Source organism: Bradyrhizobium sp. CCGB01 (assembly GCF_024199795.1).
GTDB lineage: Bacteria > Pseudomonadota > Alphaproteobacteria > Rhizobiales > Xanthobacteraceae > Bradyrhizobium.
In genome coordinates this window covers 1,187,117-1,205,633 of the sequence record NZ_JANADK010000001.1, presented here as the reverse complement: position 1 = coordinate 1,205,633, position 18,517 = coordinate 1,187,117, and the positions used below count along the sequence as shown (strand labels likewise).

At 64.9% G+C, this 18,517-nt stretch carries 22 protein-coding genes; 16 read left to right on the top strand and 6 right to left on the bottom strand.

The features are described 5' to 3' along the window. The first annotated feature begins 132 nt into the window (after nucleotides 1-132). From NLM25_RS05415 to NLM25_RS05375, 9 genes are all read left to right on the top strand, one after another. On the top strand, nucleotides 133-642 hold the full coding sequence (locus tag NLM25_RS05415) for a TRAP transporter small permease (RefSeq protein ID WP_194404518.1): 510 nt from the start codon (nucleotides 133-135) through the stop codon (nucleotides 640-642). Between the two features lie 2 nt (nucleotides 643-644). Continuing rightward, on the top strand, nucleotides 645-1,964 hold the full coding sequence (locus tag NLM25_RS05410; protein ID WP_254115914.1) for a TRAP transporter large permease: 1,320 nt from the start codon (nucleotides 645-647) through the stop codon (nucleotides 1,962-1,964). Nucleotides 1,965-2,185: 221 nt separating this feature from the next. Further along, nucleotides 2,186-2,647: a DUF3237 domain-containing protein gene (locus tag NLM25_RS05405; RefSeq protein ID WP_254136326.1), complete on the top strand. Its 462-nt coding sequence runs from the start codon at nucleotides 2,186-2,188 to the stop codon at nucleotides 2,645-2,647. A gap of 79 nt (nucleotides 2,648-2,726) precedes the next feature. Further along, nucleotides 2,727-3,407, top strand: coding sequence for a DUF2270 domain-containing protein (locus tag NLM25_RS05400; protein ID WP_254136325.1), 681 nt, complete (start codon nucleotides 2,727-2,729; stop codon nucleotides 3,405-3,407). Between the two features lie 129 nt (nucleotides 3,408-3,536). Further along, a complete protein-coding gene (locus NLM25_RS05395; RefSeq protein ID WP_254115911.1) occupies nucleotides 3,537-4,346 on the top strand; it encodes a crotonase/enoyl-CoA hydratase family protein in 810 nt (269 codons plus the stop codon). After that, nucleotides 4,343-6,226: a feruloyl-CoA synthase gene (locus NLM25_RS05390; protein WP_254136324.1), complete on the top strand. Its 1,884-nt coding sequence runs from the start codon at nucleotides 4,343-4,345 to the stop codon at nucleotides 6,224-6,226. Before NLM25_RS05395 ends, NLM25_RS05390 begins: the two co-directional genes overlap by 4 nt. Before the next feature lie 25 nt (nucleotides 6,227-6,251). Next, nucleotides 6,252-7,013 carry an SDR family NAD(P)-dependent oxidoreductase gene (locus NLM25_RS05385; protein WP_254115909.1) on the top strand — a complete coding sequence of 254 codons (762 nt, stop codon included), beginning with the start codon at nucleotides 6,252-6,254 and terminating at the stop codon, nucleotides 7,011-7,013. Nucleotides 7,014-7,023: 10 nt separating this feature from the next. Next, on the top strand, nucleotides 7,024-7,443 hold the full coding sequence (locus tag NLM25_RS05380) for a thioesterase family protein (protein ID WP_254136323.1): 420 nt from the start codon (nucleotides 7,024-7,026) through the stop codon (nucleotides 7,441-7,443). Between the two features lie 89 nt (nucleotides 7,444-7,532). Beyond that, complete coding sequence (locus NLM25_RS05375; protein WP_254136322.1) at nucleotides 7,533-8,684, top strand: ABC transporter substrate-binding protein; 1,152 nt, start codon at nucleotides 7,533-7,535, stop codon at nucleotides 8,682-8,684. A 76-nt stretch (nucleotides 8,685-8,760) separates the two neighbouring features. Here NLM25_RS05375 and NLM25_RS05370 read toward each other — a convergent pair whose 3' ends face one another. Both NLM25_RS05370 and NLM25_RS05365 read right to left on the bottom strand, forming a co-directional pair. After that, nucleotides 8,761-9,489, bottom strand: a complete 729-nt coding sequence (locus NLM25_RS05370; RefSeq protein WP_254136321.1) for a glutathione S-transferase family protein — start codon at nucleotides 9,487-9,489, stop codon at nucleotides 8,761-8,763. 37 nt (nucleotides 9,490-9,526) lie between these two features. Further along, the gene (locus NLM25_RS05365) at nucleotides 9,527-9,787 is read right to left on the bottom strand and encodes a hypothetical protein (RefSeq protein ID WP_254115905.1); all 261 of its coding nucleotides are present in this window, start codon (nucleotides 9,785-9,787) and stop codon (nucleotides 9,527-9,529) included. Nucleotides 9,788-9,900: 113 nt separating this feature from the next. On the opposite strand from NLM25_RS05365, the gene NLM25_RS05360 reads away from it, so the two are divergent. Further along, nucleotides 9,901-10,599 carry a YafY family protein gene (locus NLM25_RS05360; protein ID WP_254136320.1) on the top strand — a complete coding sequence of 233 codons (699 nt, stop codon included), beginning with the start codon at nucleotides 9,901-9,903 and terminating at the stop codon, nucleotides 10,597-10,599. A gap of 18 nt (nucleotides 10,600-10,617) precedes the next feature. After that, on the top strand, nucleotides 10,618-10,932 hold the full coding sequence (locus NLM25_RS05355; RefSeq protein ID WP_254136319.1) for a YkgJ family cysteine cluster protein: 315 nt from the start codon (nucleotides 10,618-10,620) through the stop codon (nucleotides 10,930-10,932). An 81-nt stretch (nucleotides 10,933-11,013) separates the two neighbouring features. Here NLM25_RS05355 and NLM25_RS05350 read toward each other — a convergent pair whose 3' ends face one another. Both NLM25_RS05350 and NLM25_RS05345 read right to left on the bottom strand, forming a co-directional pair. Further along, nucleotides 11,014-11,412: a hypothetical protein gene (locus NLM25_RS05350; RefSeq protein WP_254115902.1), complete on the bottom strand. Its 399-nt coding sequence runs from the start codon at nucleotides 11,410-11,412 to the stop codon at nucleotides 11,014-11,016. 280 nt (nucleotides 11,413-11,692) lie between these two features. Then, nucleotides 11,693-12,040 (bottom strand): DUF3307 domain-containing protein, encoded by a 348-nt coding sequence (locus NLM25_RS05345; protein WP_254124147.1) that lies wholly within the window; start codon nucleotides 12,038-12,040, stop codon nucleotides 11,693-11,695. Between the two features lie 405 nt (nucleotides 12,041-12,445). On the opposite strand from NLM25_RS05345, the gene NLM25_RS05340 reads away from it, so the two are divergent. From NLM25_RS05340 to NLM25_RS05325, 4 genes are all read left to right on the top strand, one after another. Next, nucleotides 12,446-13,894, top strand: coding sequence for a TAXI family TRAP transporter solute-binding subunit (locus tag NLM25_RS05340; RefSeq protein WP_254136318.1), 1,449 nt, complete (start codon nucleotides 12,446-12,448; stop codon nucleotides 13,892-13,894). A 121-nt stretch (nucleotides 13,895-14,015) separates the two neighbouring features. After that, complete coding sequence (locus tag NLM25_RS05335) at nucleotides 14,016-14,234, top strand: hypothetical protein (RefSeq protein ID WP_254115900.1); 219 nt, start codon at nucleotides 14,016-14,018, stop codon at nucleotides 14,232-14,234. A 160-nt stretch (nucleotides 14,235-14,394) separates the two neighbouring features. Next, nucleotides 14,395-15,504: a cyclic nucleotide-gated ion channel gene (locus NLM25_RS05330; protein ID WP_254136317.1), complete on the top strand. Its 1,110-nt coding sequence runs from the start codon at nucleotides 14,395-14,397 to the stop codon at nucleotides 15,502-15,504. Between the two features lie 12 nt (nucleotides 15,505-15,516). Next, nucleotides 15,517-16,302 (top strand): enoyl-CoA hydratase/isomerase family protein, encoded by a 786-nt coding sequence (locus tag NLM25_RS05325; RefSeq protein WP_254136316.1) that lies wholly within the window; start codon nucleotides 15,517-15,519, stop codon nucleotides 16,300-16,302. Here NLM25_RS05325 and NLM25_RS05320 read toward each other — a convergent pair whose 3' ends face one another. Together NLM25_RS05320 and NLM25_RS05315 are read right to left on the bottom strand one after the other, a co-directional pair. Then, the gene (locus tag NLM25_RS05320) at nucleotides 16,303-16,737 is read right to left on the bottom strand and encodes a DUF6157 family protein (RefSeq protein ID WP_254136315.1); all 435 of its coding nucleotides are present in this window, start codon (nucleotides 16,735-16,737) and stop codon (nucleotides 16,303-16,305) included. Nucleotides 16,738-16,754: 17 nt separating this feature from the next. Then, a complete protein-coding gene (locus NLM25_RS05315) occupies nucleotides 16,755-17,399 on the bottom strand; it encodes a glutathione S-transferase family protein (RefSeq protein ID WP_254136314.1) in 645 nt (214 codons plus the stop codon). Between the two features lie 83 nt (nucleotides 17,400-17,482). On the opposite strand from NLM25_RS05315, the gene NLM25_RS05310 reads away from it, so the two are divergent. Beyond that, entirely contained in the window at nucleotides 17,483-18,466 is a 984-nt protein-coding gene (locus NLM25_RS05310) for a YafY family protein (RefSeq protein ID WP_254136313.1), read from the top strand. Nucleotides 18,467-18,517 lie beyond the last annotated feature (51 nt).

The following is an 18,517-nucleotide window of genomic DNA, read 5'->3' as shown; positions in this document are numbered from 1 at the left end:
GGACTCGCGGAGAGTCCCCCTCACCCGGAATCCGCGCTAGCGCGCGAATTCCGGCCTCTCCCCGCAAGCGGGGAGAGGCGAAGGACCGCGGCTGGAGTCGAGAGCGAGAATGACATCACGTAGGAAACTCCCATGAAGCGCTCCTGGATGGACCGCATCATCGACACGATCGAATGGATCGCGGCCGGCTTCGTTGGCATCGTCGCGCTCGACATCTTCCTGTCGGTGCTGCTGCGCAACACGCTGAACTATTCGATCCCCGACAGTTTCGACATCGGCCGCATGCTGCTCGGCATCCTCATCTTCTGGGGCATCGCCGCGACCTCCTATCGCGGCACCCACATCACGGTTGACCTCGTCTGGGGCAATGTCGGGCCGCGCTATCAGCGCTGGATCGACGTGTTCGCGACGCTGGTGCTGCTGTTCGTCGTGACCGTGCAGACCTGGACGCTGTTCGACAAGGTACGCGGCACCTACAACGACAACGTCCAGACCTTCGACATGCACATGCCGACCTGGCCGTTCTTCGCGATCGCCTGGATCGGCGACGTCTCCGCGGTGCTGCTGATCGCGATCCGCACCTACCGATTGATCTTCCATCCCGAAGACATGCATGACCCCAAGCTGAAGGCGACGGAGTAATCATGAGCACCGATGCCGTCGCCGTTATCGGCTTCGTTTCCCTGTTCGTCCTGATGCTGCTGCGCGTGCCGGTCGGCATGGCCATGGGGCTCGTCGGCGTCTCCGGCTTCGCCTATCTCGTCAACGGGACGGCGGCGCTGAAGCTGGTCGGCCAGACCTCGATGCGCACGGTCACCGACTACACCTTTGGCGTCATCCCGATGTTTTTGCTGATGGGCTCCTTCGTCAGCCATTCCGGCATGAGCCGCGAGCTGTTCCGCGCCGCCAACGGTTTCGTCGGGCATTTGCGCGGCGGGCTCGGCATCGCCACGGTCGGCGCCTGCGGCGGCTTTGCCGCGATCTGCGGCTCTTCCGTCGCAACCGCCGCGACCTTCTCCGCCGTGGCCTATCCCGAGATGCGCCGGTTCGGCTATCCGCAGTCGTTCGCCACGGGCGTGATCGCGGCCGGCGGCACGCTGGGCGCGATGCTGCCGCCCTCCACCGTGCTCGCGGTCTACGGCATCATCACCGAGCAGGACATCGGAAAGCTCTTCATCGCCGGCATCATTCCGGGCCTGCTGGCGATGACCATGTACATGATCACGATCTTCCTGATCGGCTATTTCCGCCCGGACTTCCTGCCCAAGGGCAAGGTGCTGCCGTGGCGCGAGCGCTTTGCCGGCCTCAAGGACATCTGGGCGCCGGTGCTGCTGTTCATCTTCGTCATCGGCGGCCTCTACGGCCTGCCCTTCCTGCCGCGCTTCACGCCGACCGAAGCCGGCGGCGTCGGCGCCGCGGGCGCCTTCATCATCGGCGTCGTCACGGGCCGGCTCGACCGCGAGAAGATCCTGGCCTCGCTGCTGCAGGCGACGCGCACCGCGGCCGCCGTGTTTACCGTGCTGATCGGCGCCCTGATCTTCGGGTATTTCCTCACGGTGACGCAGACGCCGCAGAAGGTCACCGAGTTCCTCACGGGGCTCGGCCTCGGCCCCTACGGCGTGCTGGCGCTGATCATGGTGATGTATCTCGTGCTCGGCTGCCTGATGGACGCCATGGCGATGATCATCCTGACCGTGCCGATCATCTTCCCCGTCATCACCCATCTGGGCTTCGATCCGATCTGGTTCGGCGTCATCATCGTCATGACCGTCGAGCTCGGCCTGATCCATCCGCCGGTCGGCATGAACGTCTTCGTCATCAAAAGCGTGGTGAAGGACGTCTCCTTCTCCACGATCTTCAAGGGCGTGATCCCGTTCGTGGCGACGGACCTCGTGCGCCTCGTGATCCTGATCGCGTTCCCGCTGCTGGCAACATGGCTGCCGACGCGGATGATGGCGCATTGAAGATGGATATTGGGCGCAGCCTCTCGCCGCAACGGCGGTGACCTCCGTCGCCCCGCTTGCGGGGAGAGGGTCGGGGTGAGGGGGAGCCTCCGCGAGGATGGTGAGAGTTGGACTCGCGGAGAGTCCCCCTCACCCGAAATTCAAGCTGCGCTTGAATTTCGGCCTCTCCCCGCAAGCGGGGAGAGGCGAAGAAACGGCGTCTTACGTTCTAGAGGTGACCAATGACCACACCCACCCTCGAAACCAGATACGTCTTCACCATTACCGCCCGCATCGGCGACGTCGTCACCGCAGGCGAGACCGGCATCGGCGTCCGGCGCATCATTCCGATCATCGGCGGCGCGGTGACGGGCGCGATCAACGGCAAGGTGCTGCCGTTCGGCGCCGACTTCCAGACCATCCGCCCCAACGAGCTGATCGACCTCGAGGCGAAATACGCCTTCGAGACCGACGACGGCGCGATCGTCTATGTCGAGAACAAGGGCATGCGCTTCGGCCCGGTCGAGCTGCTGCAAAAGCTCAAGCGCGGCGAGCCGGTCGATCCGAAATTGATCTATTTCCGCACCGTGCCGAAGTTCGAGACCGGGCACGAAAAGTATCGCTGGCTGATGGAGCACATCTTCGTCGGCTCGGCCGCACGCCACGCGGACCGCGTGGTGATCGACGTGCATCAGGTGGTGTGAGGAATCTGTCTTTGCCCGGGGACGGACCTGGTTCAGGATGTGATCTGCGCAAAGTTGTGTAGACCACGGGAGTCCCACCATGTCTCTTATGGCTTCCAGCGAACCAAGCCCCCAACATTCCTTCGATTCCGCCGAAATGGGCGCCATCGCTCATCTCTACCGCGGCGAGGTCTATCGCTCGACGATCTGGCGAACGCGGCTCGACAACACGACCAATTGGTCGATCGTCACGATGGGCATCGCGCTGTCGACGACCTTTTCGAGCCCGGAGGCTTCGCCTCTGCCACTCGTGCTCGTCGGACTGCTCCTTGCCGTGTTCCTCGGGATGGAGGCCCGGCGTTATCGCTATTTCAATGTCTGGCGTGCCCGGGCTCGTTGGCTGGAGAAGAATTTCTATGCGCCAATTTTCACCGGTGAAGCGCACGACGACAGCTGGAAGGCTATCCTGGCGCGCGACTACACTGCACCCCGCCACCATATCTCGCTCGTCCGCGCTGCGGGACGGCGGTTGCGTCGGAACTACGTTTGGATTCTCGCCATCCAGGCGACCGCCTATTACGGCAAGATTGCTATCCATCCTACGCCCGCGGTGACCTTGACGGAGCTTATCGATCGCGCTGCGGTCGGACCGATTCCCGGCTGGGTCATCCTGATCATGGGCTTTGCCTACAATTTCGGGTGGCTGGCGTTCGCGCTCGGCACGATGTGGCTCGACCAACGCGAGCACGGGGTGAAGGGCGACCAAGTCGCGATGGGCTGATGACAGCGAGCGGTTACCCGTTCCTGGGGGAGCCGAGGCGAGCGTAGCTGCCCCGCTGACTGGGAGGGCTCCCCTCCTTGACTCTCCCGAAATTCGTTATACAACATAACTATTCTGACAAGGACGCAAATGACACAGGGAAACGCCGAGACCGCTGGCGCGGGCGCCACCGGGCTTTTGAGGATCGAGCGGGCGGACCGGGTTCTGACCGTGGGGCTGAACCGGCCGGCCAAGCGCAATGCGCTCAACGACGGCATCATCCTGGAAATCGGCGAGTGTTTTGCGTCCCTGCCCGAGGATATCGGCGCGGTGGTCATCCACGGCATCGGCGATCATTTCTCCAGCGGCCTCGACCTCTCCGAGCTCCAGGACCACGACGCGACCGGCGGGCTGCTGCATTCTCAAATGTGGCACCGGGTGTTCGACCGCATCCAGTACAGCCGCGTGCCCGTCATCGCGGCGCTGAGGGGCGCCGTGATCGGCGGCGGGCTGGAGCTTGCCTGCGCCGCCCATATCCGCGTCGCCGAGCCTTCGACCTATTTCGCCCTGCCGGAAGGGCAGCGCGGCATCTTCGTCGGCGGCGGCGGCTCGGTGCGGCTGCCGCGGCTGATCGGCGTCGCCAGGATGATGGACATGATGCTGACCGGCCGCGTCTATAGCGCGACCGAAGGCGCCTCCTACGGCTTTGCGCAATATGTGACCGAGGCCGGCAACGGGCTCGGCAAGGCGCTGGAGCTTGCGACCAAGGTCGCCTCCAACGCGCCGCTGACGAATTTCGCCGTGCTCCAGGCGCTGCCGATGATCGCGGAGGCCAATCCGCAGGCCGGCCTGCTCATGGAATCGCTGATGGCGACCGTGGCGCAGAGCGACAAGGAGGCAAAGCGCAGGATCCGCGAATTCCTCGAACACAAGACCGCAAAGGTGAAGCCGAAGTCATGAGCGCGCAGCCGTCCTCTTCCAGCATGGAGCGCGGCGCGAGCACTTCCCCGCTGCGGCCCATTTCGTTCGGCGATCCCGTCGTCAACATCGAGCGGCGCGACGACGGCACGATTTACCTGCGGCCGAAACAGCCACTCGGCGACTATCCCGTCCGCATCACCGACCGCCTGCATCACTGGGCCAGGACGACGCCGGACCGCGTTTTCATGGCCGAGCGCGAAGGCGGCCGCGGCTGGCGCAAGATCACCTATGCCGAGCTGCTCGCCGCAAGCCGGCACATTGCTTCCGGCCTGATTGCGCGCGGCCTGTCGGCGGAGCGGCCGGTCGTCATCCTCTCGGGCAATTCGATCGACCACGCGCTGCTCGCGTTCGGCGCGTTCTATGCCGGAATTCCGTTCTGCCCGGTGTCGCCGGCCTATTCGCTGGTGTCGAAGGATTACGGCAAGCTGTCTTACCTGATGAAGCTGCTGACACCCGGCCTCGTCTTCGCCGAGGACGCCGGCAAGTTCGCGGATGCGCTCGCAGCCAACGTCTCGCCCGGCACCGAGATCGCCGCGTCCTGGGGCCAAGTGCCGGGCCGCGACGTCACCCTGCTCGCCGACCTCATGGCGACGCCGCTCCGCAGCGATCTCGACGAGCTGCACGGCAATATCGGTCCGGACACGATCGCAAAGTTCCTGCTGACGTCGGGCTCAACCGGCAATCCCAAGGCCGTCATCAACACCCAGCGCATGATCTGCGCCAACCAGGTCATGCTGCGTGAGACGCTCGCCTTCCTCAAGGACGAGCCGCCCGTCATCATCGACTGGCTGCCCTGGAATCACACCTTTGGCGGCAACCACAATATCGGGCTGACGCTCTACAATGGCGGCTCGATGTATCTGGACGCCGGCAAGCCGGTGCCTGGCGGCATCGAGGAGACCGTGCGCAATCTCCAGGAGATCTCGCCGACGGTCTATTTCAACGTCCCCAAGGGTTACGAGTCGCTGCTGCCGTACTTGCGCGACGACCAGGGCCTGCGCGCAAAGTTCTTCGACCGGCTGCACGCGATGTTCTTCTCGGGCGCAGCGCTGTCGCCGTTCGTCTGGAACAGCCTCGACGAGCTCGCGGTGAAGGAAAAAGGCTACCGCGTGCCGATGCTGACCGGCCTGGGTGCCACCGAGACCGCGCCGTTCTTCATGTCGGTCAATCCGCGCACCAGCCGCTCCGGCCATGTCGGCTTGCCCGTGTCGGGCAACGACGCCAAGCTGGTGCCGAACAACGGCAAGATGGAAGTGCGCGCTAGGGGGCCGAACGTGATGCCCGGCTATTGGCGCCAACCAGACATCACCGAAAAATCCTTCGACGAGGAAGGATTCTACAAGATGGGCGATGCGCTCAAGCCGGTCGATCCCGACGATCTCAACGCCGGCTTCGATTTCGACGGCCGCGTCAGCGAAGACTTCAAGCTCGGCAGCGGTACCTGGGTCAGCGTCGGCCCGCTGCGTGCGCGCTTTGTCGCGGCCTGCGCGCCGCTGGTGCGCGACGTCGTCATCGCCGGCATCAATCGCGACGAGATCTCCGCGCTGGTGCTGCTCGATCTCGACGGCTGCCGGCTGATCAACCCGACGCTGGCGGCCGACGATCTTACCGTCACCGCCCGCGACCGGCTGGTCCGCGAGGCCTTCCGCGAGCGCCTGACGCGCTTCCTCAGCGAGGCCACCGGATCCTCGACGCGGATCACGCGCGCGATCCTGCTGGATACGCCGCTCTCGATCGACAAGGGCGAAGTCACCGACAAGGGCTCGATCAACCAGCGCGCGGTGCTGGAGCATCGCGGCGCGCTGATCGAGGAGCTCTACGCTGCCAATCCATCGGACCGTGTGATATCGGTCGGGTAAGAAATCATCGCCAAAGGAGAACGCCATGTTGTTGAAGGATCAGGCAGCCATCGTCACCGGCGGCGCATCGGGACTGGGCGCTGCGACCGCGCGAAAACTGGCGGCGCAGGGCGCCAAGGTCGCGGTGTGCGATCTCAATGCCAAGCTCGCTGAGAGTGTCGCCGCCGAGATCAAGGGCGTCGCCGTGACCTGCGACGTCTCCGATGCGGCTTCCGCTGAAGCCGCGATCGCGCAGGCGACCAAGGCCCTCGGCGCGCCGCGCGTGCTGGTCAACTGCGCCGGCATCGGCGTCGCCAAGCGCGTGGTCGGCCGCGACGGGCCGATGGCGCTTGCCGATTTCGACAAGGTGATCAAGGTCAACCTCATCGGCACCTTCAACATGCTGCGCCTCGCCGCGACCGAGATGTCCAAGCTCGAGCCGCAGGCGACCGGCGAGCGCGGCGTCATCATCAATACGGCGTCCGTTGCCGCCTATGACGGCCAGATCGGGCAGTCGGCCTATTCGGCCTCCAAGGGCGGCATCGTCGGCATGACGCTGCCGATCGCGCGCGAGCTGGCGCAGTTCGGCGTCCGCGTGCTGACCATCGCGCCCGGCCTGTTCCTCACGCCCCTGCTCGCCAACCTGCCGCAGGAAGCCCAGGACTCGCTCGCCGCCGCGATCCCGTTCCCGCGCCGGCTCGGCCACGCCGACGAGTTCGCCGCGCTGGCGCTGCACATGGTCGAGAATTCGTACCTGAACGGCGAAGTGGTGCGGCTCGACGGCTCGCTGCGCATGGCGCCGAAGTAAGAGAACAAGCATGTTCGTAAACCGGCGCGACGTCCAGATCCAGTGGGGCGACTGCGACCCCGCCAACATCGTCTACTATCCGCGTTACTTCGCGATGTTCGACGATTCGACGTCGACCCTGTTCGAGGTCGCCGGGTTCTCCAAGCAGGACCTGGTCCGCAAATACGGCCTGGTGGGGATTCCCATGGTCGACACGCGGTCCAGGTTCTACATCCCCTCGACCTATGGCGACTGGATCACCATCGAAACGAAGATCGAGAGCATCAAGCGCTCGAGCTTCGAGGTGAAGCACAACGTCTACAAGGGCGATGCGCTGGCGATCGAGGGCTTTGAGACCCGCGTCCTGGTCGGCCGCGATCCCGTTAACCCCGACAAGCTGAAATCGGCACCGTTCCCGGCGGAAATGGTAGCCAAATTCACGGGGAGCTAGGTCCGGAGCCAATCGCCGCATCGCCAAAAGAGGGGGCTGAATTACCCCCCGATTTCTGCTTTCAAAGAAACACGTCAAGGGAGGAATAGATGAAACGCTTTTACCTGACCGCCGCCATCACGGCTGCGACGCTCGCCCTGCCGGCCCTGCCCGCACTGGCCCAGACCAGCGAAATCACCATCGGCATCACCACCACCACGACCGGCCCGGGCGCGGCCCTCGGCATTCCCGAGCGCAACGCGCTGGAATTCGTGCCGAAGGAGATCGGCGGCGTGCCGCTGAAAGTGATCGTGCTCGACGACGGCGGCGATCCCACCACGGCAACCACCAACGCGCGCCGCTTCGTGACCGAATCCAAGGCCGACATCATCATGGGCTCGGCGCTGACGCCGCCGACGATCGCGGTCTCCAACGTCGCCAACGAAGCCGGCATTCCGCATTTCGGCCTGGCGCCGTTCCCGATCACGCCGGAGCGCATGAAGTGGTCGGTGGCGATGCCGCAGCCGATCCCGATCGTGGGCAAGGTGCTGTACGATCACATGAAGTCGAAGGGCGTGAAGACCCTCGGCTACATCGGCTATTCCGACTCCTATGGCGACCTCTGGTTCAACGACCTGAAGGCCCAGGCCGTGCCGATGGGCATGACGATCGCCGATGAGGAGCGTTTCGCCCGCCCCGATACGTCGGTGACCGGACAGGTGCTTAAGCTCGTCGCCGCGAATCCGGACGCGATCCTGGTCGGCGCTTCCGGCACCGCGGCCGCGCTGCCGCAGACCGAGCTGCGCGAGCGCGGCTATCAGGGTCTGATCTACCAGACCCATGGCGCCGCCAGCATGGACTTCATCCGCATCGCCGGCAAAGCGGCGGAAGACGTGCTGATGGCGTCGGGTCCCGTCATGGATCCCGAGGACCAGCCGGACGAGGCCGCGACCAAGAAGCCGGGCCTCGCGCTCAACACGGCCTATGAGGCCAAGTACGGCCCGAACAGCCGCAGCCAGTTCGCAGGTCATTCCTACGACGCCTTCGAGATCCTGAAGCGCATCATCCCGACGGCGCTGAAGACCGCCAAGCCCGGCATGCCGGAATTCCGCGAAGCGATCCGACAGGCGCTGCTGACCGAGAAGGAGCTGGCGGCGAGCCAGGGCGTCTACAACTTCACCGAAAAGGACCGCTACGGCCTCGACGAGCGCTCGCGCATCCTGCTCACGGTGAAGAACGGCAAGTACACGCTGGTGAAGTAGGCGCGGCGAAAGCTTTGAGACGACGAGAGCCGGCCCATCGGGCCGGCTCTTTTGCTTTGCGATCCGAGCTCGTGCCTCAGGCCGCCTGCCGCAGCGGGGTCCAGGAGAACTCCGGGTAGTAATGGTCCATCATGCGGTCGACATAGGCGGTGAGGTTCGGAAATCCCTCGGCACGCTGGCGCAAGGACGATTCGAAGAACGGCGTCAGGATCCCGGCGAGCGCGCCGAAGGCGGTGGCATCGACGCCGCAGGGCTTGTTGCCCATCAGATAGGATTTGTCGCCGAGCTGCACCGAGAGCGCGAACAGCGAACGCACCGCGAGATCGACGTCGTCATCGGGCGCGTGGCGGCCGAGGCCGGACAGCAGATAGTTCTCAGCGACACGGAATTGCGCATCCTCGCGCAACTTTTCGCGATTGTGCTCCGGCGCGCCGTCGAAGAAATGCGCTGGCCCCTTGGCGAAGTTGACCGGATCGACCCAGCGCGCCCCGACCAGCGCCCAATAGACATGATGCTCGACCATGCGCTCGAACGCCCAGGCCTGCGCACGCTCGGCCAGCGACAGCCCGGCGTCGAAATCGAAGCCATAGCGGCGCTCGATATGGGCGCGGATGAAGGTGGAATCGGCCACCGCCTCGCCGCCATCGTCGATGAACGGCAGCTGCCCCTTGGGCGAGGCCGGCGGCATCGCGCGCTCCTTCCGGTAGGGCAGTCCCGCCATCTTGAGCTGCACCTCCGTCTTGGTGACGAAGGGGCTGATTTCCGGCAGGCCGAAGCCGGTGCCGAAGCCGTAAAGCGTGATCATCTGAGCTCTCCTGAACGACCGAAAGAGTTGACGGAACCTAGTGCCGGGCTGCTGCCACCATGGTGGCAGCAGCCGTGATATCTTCTGCGAAACGGGCCCCCCGCCAGGCGCGGCCCATCACATGGCGGACCAGCGCGTCCGCGGCCTGGACCAGCGAGCGTGTCACCACGCTTGCGAATGCAAATCGGAGGTCGACGGCCATGAGATCGAGCGAAACGAGGCGGCTGAACGCCCTCGCCTGCCACATCTGGGCGCGCCACAACGGAGCGGCCGGGCCGAAATGGGTTGGAATGATCATGGACAAATCCTCTTCAGTCGATGTGTTGTCCCGGTATAGAACCCCCCTGCTGCCAACATCCTGTCAGCAGCCGCGCACCGCCTTCTGAAAAGACCATCGATAAGAGAATTGTCATGAGACGCGCCGACCGGCTGTTTCAGATCATCCAGGTGCTGAGGCGCACGCGTAAGCCGCTGACGGCGGACGCCATCGCGGCCGAGCTCGAAACCTCGAAGCGCACGATCTATCGCGACATCGCCACCTTGATCGGCCAGCGCGTGCCGATCCGCGGCGAGGCCGGCATGGGCTACATCCTGGAAAAGGGATTTGACCTGCCGCCTTTGATGCTGACGCCCGACGAGATCGAAGCGGCGGTGCTCGGCGCGCAATGGGTCGCGGGCCATGCCGACTCAGCGCTGGCGCGCGCGGCCGAAGATTTGATGGCCAAGATCGCCGACACCGTGCCCGAGCGCCTGCGTCCCTTCGTGCTGGAGCCCGCGAGCCGCGCGCGGCCGAGCTGGAACAGGGAGCCGGACCGCCTGGACATGGTGCGCACGCGCACCCAGATCCACGAAGGCAAGAAGATCATGCTGCGCTATCGCGACGAGCAGGGCCGCCCCAGCGAGCGCATGATCTGGCCGATCTCGGTCGGCTATCTCGAAGCTGTACGCCTGCTCGCCGCCTGGTGCGAGCTGCGCGGCGACTTCCGCAGTTTCCGCACCGACCGCGTGGTGGATGCGAACTATCTCGACGAAAGATATCCGGAGCGGCGCGACGTGCTGCGCGCGAGGTGGCGGCAGAGCCTGGTCTGGGGCCCGCCCAAAGATACGTGAAATGGACACGTGAGCGCGATGGAAGAAATCGATCTCTCGACCTGCTGCCAGAGCTGCGGCGCCTGCTGCGGCTATTCGGAGAACTGGCCACGCTTCTCGATCGAGAGCGACGAGGAGCTTGCGGCGATCCCGGAAGCGCTCGTCAACGCGCGTCAATCCGGCATGCGCTGCGAGAGGGATCGCTGTTCGGCGTTGCAGGGGGAAATCGGCAAGGCGACCGCGTGCGGCATCTATGCGGTGCGGCCGGAGGTGTGCCGCACCTGCATGCCGGGCGATGCCGAATGCGCCATGGCGCGGCGGAAGTTCGGGCTGCCGGTGATCGCTAACGCATGATCCAGAAAACTGTGTCGCGGTTTTCCCTCGCGACAAACGCGGGACGCGTTTGCGCGGAGATCATGCGCCGATAGACCACGCTTAAGCGGGAACGGCTTCGCTGATCTCGTCGTCGAACTCGTCCTCGAGCGGTGCAAGCACCGAGAGCGGCTTGGTCGACAGCGTGATCGGCTTGCGGCCCCCCGACAGTGACGGCGACGATTTGACGGCGGCTTCGCGCGACAGCGCGTAGAGCGTCGAGCCGACGCGGCCACCGTTCTCGATCAGGTCACGCTCGTGACAGCTGGCTGCGATCGCGACGGCCAGCGAATGCAGATGGCTGCGGCGATAGCAAAACAGCGCCAGCCTGGCGCGGGCGTCAGGGGAAACACTCTCAACCAGCCTCGGCAGGCCACTCTCGCTGGCGCGATACATCTCGCCAAGGAGCTCGTCGCGGACCGGGCAGAAATCGCTTTCATAGGTGTCGCGGCTTGAAAACATTGCAGTTCTCCCTCGTGTCCGGAAGATGCAGCGCAATTCTCTAACGAAAGGTTAACCACGCCGCCCGGTAGTCACCCGGGGTGCTTGCGCCCTCGCGGCGAATCGGAGGGCGCCGGTGGGGCGTGCAACCGCCGCCACAGCGTCATGGCCGGGCTTGTCCCGGCCATCCACGTCTGGCCGCATGGCGCGAAGAACGTGGATGCCCGGGACAAGCCCGGGCATGACGACCTTTCGTGCCGATAGCGATTGCCTCGACCCGGAGGCCGAAAGGCCGCCGGCCTCAGTTCGCCGCCATGAAGATGGAGAGGCCGAAGCCGGTCAGATGGTGCAGCGCCTGGTCGACGCCGATCAGGGTCCAGAACCAGGGATGCGCGAGGTCGACCCCGAAATTGGCGGAGACCATCCCCTTCGCGCGGTCGATCGTGATGTGGATCACGAAGTCGATGAACGCGACGAACCAGAATCGCGGCGCCACGATCAGGATCAGCGGCAGCGCAACCGCGAGGTGAATCAGGCAATGCACCAGAAGCGGCAAGGCCCAGCCGTGCTTCTGGTCCTTGCCTTGCGCCATCCAGGCGGTCTGAAGGACGAAATCGGCGATGATGTGCTTGAAGGTGAGCAGCAGCATCCAGCCAATGAGCGCTTCGACCGGAACCGCCGATGACATGGGTGGAAACGACAAAGCTGACGCCCTCATTGACGTGACAAGAAAAACCGGAGCGTTCAGCGCAGCTTCTTCTTGGACCGGTCAAATCGCCGGGACGTGTGATTTATGACATCTCCCGCGACGGAATGCAGCCGGGGGGAACCGGAAAATCGCCAACTGTGGCTAACTGGTGATAGGATGACCAATCGCCGCGGCGGGATCGAGTAAGGTTACCTGCGGCTCGAAATTTGCATTCCGATCTCGGCACGGTATCATTGCAGGCAGAAAATATCGTTCTTTTTTCAGACGTTTAGGAATTGCAGGCCGCCCACCGCGATCACATTCGCGAGCCGCCCGCCACCAAAGCAGCAAGGCCAGAGTGCCGCCATGAGTACCGAAGGCCCGACCTCGTCACCATCTGAGCCGCCGCCGCGGCGCCCCAAGGTGATCAAGACCAATCAGCAACAGGTCTTTCTCTACGTCGTGCTGACCTTGCTCCTGTCGCTCGCCACCGTCTGGGGCGGCCGCGCCATGCTGCACAATTCGGAGACGCTGACCTTTGCCGTCGGCGCCCCCAACACCGACGAGGCGCTGTTCGCGGCCAAGCTCGCCACCGTGCTGAAGAACAACGCCTCGCGCTTTCGGATCAAGATCGTCAACAATCCTGATAACGCCAAGGCGCTCGCCCAGTTCGACCGCAAGCAGGCCGATCTCGCCGTGTTGCGCACCGACGCCAAGGTGCCGCTGCGGGCGCGCACGCTCGCGATCCTCGAGCACGATCTGGTGCTCCTGCTCGGCCCCGGCAGCAAGAAGATCAAGTCGCTCGCCGAACTGAAGAAGAAGAAGGTCGCGGTCGTCGCCGCGAACGACTCCTCGCTCGCCTTCGTGCGCAGCATTCTCGACATCCCCGATGGCTCCGATGCCGCGAAGATGGTCCAGATGGCGCCGCAAGGCATGACACTCGACAAGCTGTTTGCGCCGGCAAACGGCTTTGGCGCAGTGATCGCCATTGTCCATGCCTCGAGGGCGGTGCGGGACAAGGCCTATGAGCAAGCCGCCAGGCGCGGCGGCTTCACGCTCAACGCGATCGACGAGGCCAAGGCGCTGGCGCGCAGGATTCCCGGCATTTCCAGCGAGACGCTGACTGCGGGCACGCTGTCTGCATCGCCGGAAATTCCCGACGACGACCTCGACACGATCGGGCTCGAATGGCTTCTGGTCACGCAATCCAGGATGTCGGCGAGCACGGCGGGCGAGCTCGCACGCATCGTCTACGAGAACAAATCCGCGCTCGGGCTCGACAACGGCTTCGCCAGCAGGATCGAGCCGGCCTCCGTCGAGAAGGACGCCTATGTGATGGCGCATCAGGGGGCGGCCGACTACATCAACGACGACACCAAGTCGTTCATGGATAAATACAGCGACCTGATGTATCTGGGCGCCGCCGCGCTCAGCGTCATCGGCTCGATCTTCGCCGCGATCTACGCCAAGATCACGCGGATCGCGCCGGAGAAGGCCAGCGAGCTCTCCACCGCCATCCTCGACATCGGCGAGCGCATCGAGCACGCGCATTCGCTGGATCAGCTCGAATGTCTCCAGGACGAGCTGGAGGGCATATTGCGCGGCGCCGTCATCGGCCTTCGAGACGGCACGATCAGTACCGACGGGCTCGACACCTTCAAGCTCGGCTACGAGTTCGTCCGCGATGAGATCGGCATGCGCCGCGACTACCTCAAGCGCCATGCCAGCGAGGCCGACAAGGTCGCCCAGGATACGGCCCCTCCCCAGCAGGACGAGAGCAATATCGTGGTGGTGAAGACAGCTCAGAGTGCCTGACCTATCGATTTGGCGGTCTTGCAGCGGCGCTTTGCCAACATTTCCCGGAAATCACCGCGCCTGATTCGGGAACCGTCCCGGTCCACAACCGTTTGCTCCGGATGCAACCGGAGAACGCTCCATGCGTGCGCTCCTCATCATGATCCTTCTGGGAATGCTGGTGGCGGTTGGCTATTTCGCCTATTCGGCAATGGCGGTCGAGGGCGAGCCGATCCCGACGGAAGGTTATGTGGCGCTGGCGCTGGGGGCCGGATTTTCCGTTATTGTCGGCGTTGGCTTGATGGTGCTGCTGTTCTTCAGCAGCCGTCGCGGCTACGACGAGCCGCCGCATTTCAGGTAACGGCCCGCGGGTCCAGCTGCTGCGCCAAGCCTCCGTACCCCCTGTTCCACGACGTTGCAGGCGGCCCGCGCCCGTCGTTGACGGCCTTGGCCCGGGCATGCACTTTGGCACCGAGGTTCCAGCCGGGACCGCAAAAGACAAAACCGAGCCGCCTTCCCGCATGTCCAAGCCGCTGATCCCCGCTCTGGCCCAGTTCGTGGCCGCCACGGCCGGCCGCAACATGACCAAGGCGGCCTACCTGGCAGTCGGCGCCGGCGTGCTCGGCATGGTGCTGCTGACGGTCAAGCCGGCTTATGAAACAGCCTACCGCTGGGTCGATGCCCTGCTGTGGGCCTGCCTCGTCTATTTCGTGTTCGAGTGGGTGGTCCGGCTGCGCCACATGGCACGGCATGGGCGCCTTTCGCTCTACATGTCCTCCTCCGCCGGGCTGGTCGATGCGATCGGAGCAGTCGCCGTGCCGGTCGCGCTGATGCTCGGCGTCGAGCCGAAGACGGCGTGGCTGCTCAGCGTGCTCTGGGTACTGAAGGTGGTGCCGGGCATTCCGGGCCTGCGGCAGCTCCGCCGCGTGCTGGTGCTGGAATCGGGGCCGCTGGTGAGCGTGCTCGTGATCTTCCTGATGGTGGTCTTCCTGGCCTCGGTCGCCGAATATTTCCTCGAGCGGGAGGTGCAGCCCCAGACCTTCGGCAGCGTACCGTCCGCGCTGTGGTGGGCCGTCGTCACGCTGACGACGACGGGCTACGGCGACGTCGTGCCGGTGACGCCGCTCGGCCGCATGGTAGCGGCCCTGGTGATGATCTCCGGCCTCGGCGTTTTCGGCCTGTGGACCGGTATTTTGGCGACCGGCTTCGCGGCGGAGACGCGGCGCGACAATTTCCTCAAGACCTGGGAATCCGTCAGCAAGGTGCCGTTCTTCGCAGCGCTCGGGCCCGCGGCCATCGCCGACGTCACCCACATGCTGCGCACCATGGAGCTGCCGGCGCGCACCATGATCATCCGCAAGGGGGCGCAGGGCGACTGCATGTATTTCATCGCCGCCGGCGAGGTCGAGGTCGACCTGCCCGGCAAGAAGGTGCAGCTTGGCGAGGGCGCATTCTTCGGCGAGATGGCGCTGCTCGGCAACAATTTGCGCGGCGCCAATGTCTCGACCACAAAGGTGTCGCGGCTGCTGGTGCTCGACCTCGTCGACTTCCGCGTGCTGATGGCGCGGCATCCGGATCTCGCCGAGACCATCGATGCGGAAGCCAGGCGCCGCACGCTCGAAAACAAGTAAATGGAGACAAGAATGTCGGACACAGCCGACGCGGCATCCAGCCCCGTGCTCGAAATCAATGGCGCACGCGCCACCATCCGCCTCAACAGGCCAAAGCATCTCAACCGGCTGCAGGCCGAGGATCTCGGCGAGCTGGTCAAGCTGTTCGACCGGATCGAGGCCGATCCTGATATCCGCGTGCTGGTGCTGACCGGCACGGGGCGGGCCTTTTCGGCGGGCTACGACCTCAACTCGGTCGCCGAGCGCGCGGTCAGCGCCAACGAGCAGCAGAGCGCGGGCTCGGCGTTCGAGGTCGTCGTCAACCGGCTGGAGGATCTCGGCGTGCCGACGATCTGCCGGCTCAATGGCGGCGTCTATGGCGGCTCGACGGACCTCGCGCTCGCTTGCGATTTCCGCATCGGCGTCGACACCGCCGAGATGTTCATGCCGGCGGCGCGGCTCGGGCTGCACTATTACAGAAGCGGCATCAAGCGTTACGTGACGCGGCTCGGCCTCGACAATGCGAAGAAGCTGTTCCTGACCGCGCAGAAGATCACCGCGCCGGAGATGCTGCGGATCGGCTATCTCACCGCCATGGTGCCGGTGGAGTTCCTGGACGAGGAAGTCGAAAAGCTCGCCGGCGTCCTCGCCGGCAACGCGCCGCAGGCAATGCGCGGGATGAAGCGCGCCATCAACGAATTCGCCCGCGGCGAGCTGGACGAAGCCGCCGCCGATCAACGCCACCGCGACAGCATGCGCGGCGACGAGATCAAGGAAGGCATCAAGGCGTTTGCGGAGAAGCGACCGCCAAAATTCTGATCACGCCCGCTTCGACCGCATCGCGCGCACCTGCGTGAGCTTGGAATCGCGGACGAGCGCCTGGTAGCGTTTGCTGTCGACGGCGTAGATCGCGATCCGGCCCTCACTGTCGGCATGAACGCCCCAGCCGAAGCGCTTGCCCAGGCTCGACGCCCTCATGCACGCCTGCCCCCGGGAGAAGAACGCTTCACGGGCCGCATGCTTCTCCGTCTTCGTCGCCTTCACATCGAGCTCGCGTCCCGGCGCAGACGTGGCGAAGATCACGTCGTCGGACGTGTATTTGTAGGGCGCCTTGGCGATCATCCCGTATTGCAGGCACGCCACCGTCGGCTTTCCCCCGCGGAGCGGCGGCTCCTCGCCAGTCCGCGCAGGACAGTCTTCAGCAACCCGGATGAAAGTGTTGAAGCAGTTGGTCGTGTGCATCGGCTTCGTCATCCGCAACCCCGGATCATTCAACCACCGGCCGCCTTGGCATGCTGCGCCGCCATCTCATCATCGGCCGCATTGATGCGCTGGAACGCGGGCCGCAAGGTCATGCGTTCGGCATAGCGGACGAAGACGTCTTTCTTCGGCACGATGCCGAACATCATGGTCCAGCTGAACGCGACGCCCCACAGCACATCCGCGGCCGTCATGCGTTCGCCGAGCAGGTACGGCCCTCTCGACAATTGCGCCTCGAGCGCGCCCAGCATGGTGTCGTAATCGGCATAGGGCGACTGCGTGATCGGCGCCGGCTCGCGCTGCATGAACTTGTCGATCAGGGCCGGCTCGAAGGATGACCCGTAATAGGTGATCCAGCGCAAATAGGGACCGCGGAGCGGATCGTTCAGCGCGGGCGTGAGGCCGGCCTGCGGGAACAGATCGGCGAGATAGATGGTGATCGCGACCTGCTCGGTCACGAGCGCTTCCCCGCAGCGGATCGCCGGCACCTTGCCCAGCGGATTGATGGCGAGATAGGCGCCCTGGCGCTGCTCGCCGGCCTTCATGTTGAGAACATGGAGATCGTAGGGCGCGCCAAGCTCCTCCATCAGCACCCGGGTGCCGGTGGCGCGCGTCTGCGGCGAATAATACAGCGTGATGCGGTTCGGATCGGTCATGGTGGTCTCCATCTGGCGGGCTGGCGATGGCGTTTGTAGCGGACCATACCTGACATCCTGTGTCAGGTATGGTTTAAGGGATCATGCGCGCGAGCCGGATGATGTCGATCCTCACCACCCTCCAGGCCAAGGGGCAGGTCACTGCGCCCGAGCTGGCGGAGGCCTGCGAGGTGTCGGTGCGCACGATCTATCGCGACATCGACGCGCTCGCGGCATCGGGCGTGCCCGTCTATGCCGATCGCGGCGCGGAGGGCGGCTATCGCCTGCTCGACGGTTATCGCGTGCGTTTGAACGGGCTGTCGCAGAACGAGGCGGAAGCTCTGTTCCTCGCGGGACTGCCGGGACCGGCCGCGGCGCTCGGGCTGGACGCGGCGATGATCGCCGCGCAGAACAAGCTGATGGCGGCCTTGCCTGCCAACCTTCGCGAAGACGCCGGGCGGATGCAGGAGCGCTTTCACCTGGACGCACCCGGCTGGTTCGGCGAGACGGAAGAGCCAAAACATCTGCGCATCATTGCCGGCGCGGCCTTGCGCGGGACGCTGATCAAGATCCGCTACCAGAGCTGGCGCTCGGAGAAGCAGCGCCGCGTCGCACCGCTCGGGCTCGTGCTGAAAGGCGGCAGCTGGTATCTCGCCGGGCAAGTCGACGGCAGCGTGCGCACCTATCGCGTCGCGCGCGTGCTCGACTGCACCGCGCTCGACGACCGCTTCGATCGTCCCGCCGAGTTCGATCTCGCGGCCTATTGGCGGGACGCAACGCTGCGTCTCGAGGCCGAGATGCATCCCAATGTCGCGGTCGTCCGGCTGTCGCCGTTCGGCGTCAAGCTGCTCGACGCGCTGAGCCAGCCTTACGTCAGGGCGCGTACGCAGCTTGAAGAGGCCATCGATGCGGACGGCTGGCGCACCGCCAGGGTGCCGACCGGCAAGACGTCGTGGCATGCCGCGGCCGAATTGCTGCGCCTCGGGCCCGAAGCCGAAGTGCTGGAGCCCGCCGACCTCCGCGAGAAGATGGCGGAGATGACCCGGGCGATGGCTGCGCGTTATCGCGCAGCGGCGCGGAAAACCTGACGGCGGCGCATCTCGCCGCGGGCCACGAAACAATCCTGAAACACGATTCTC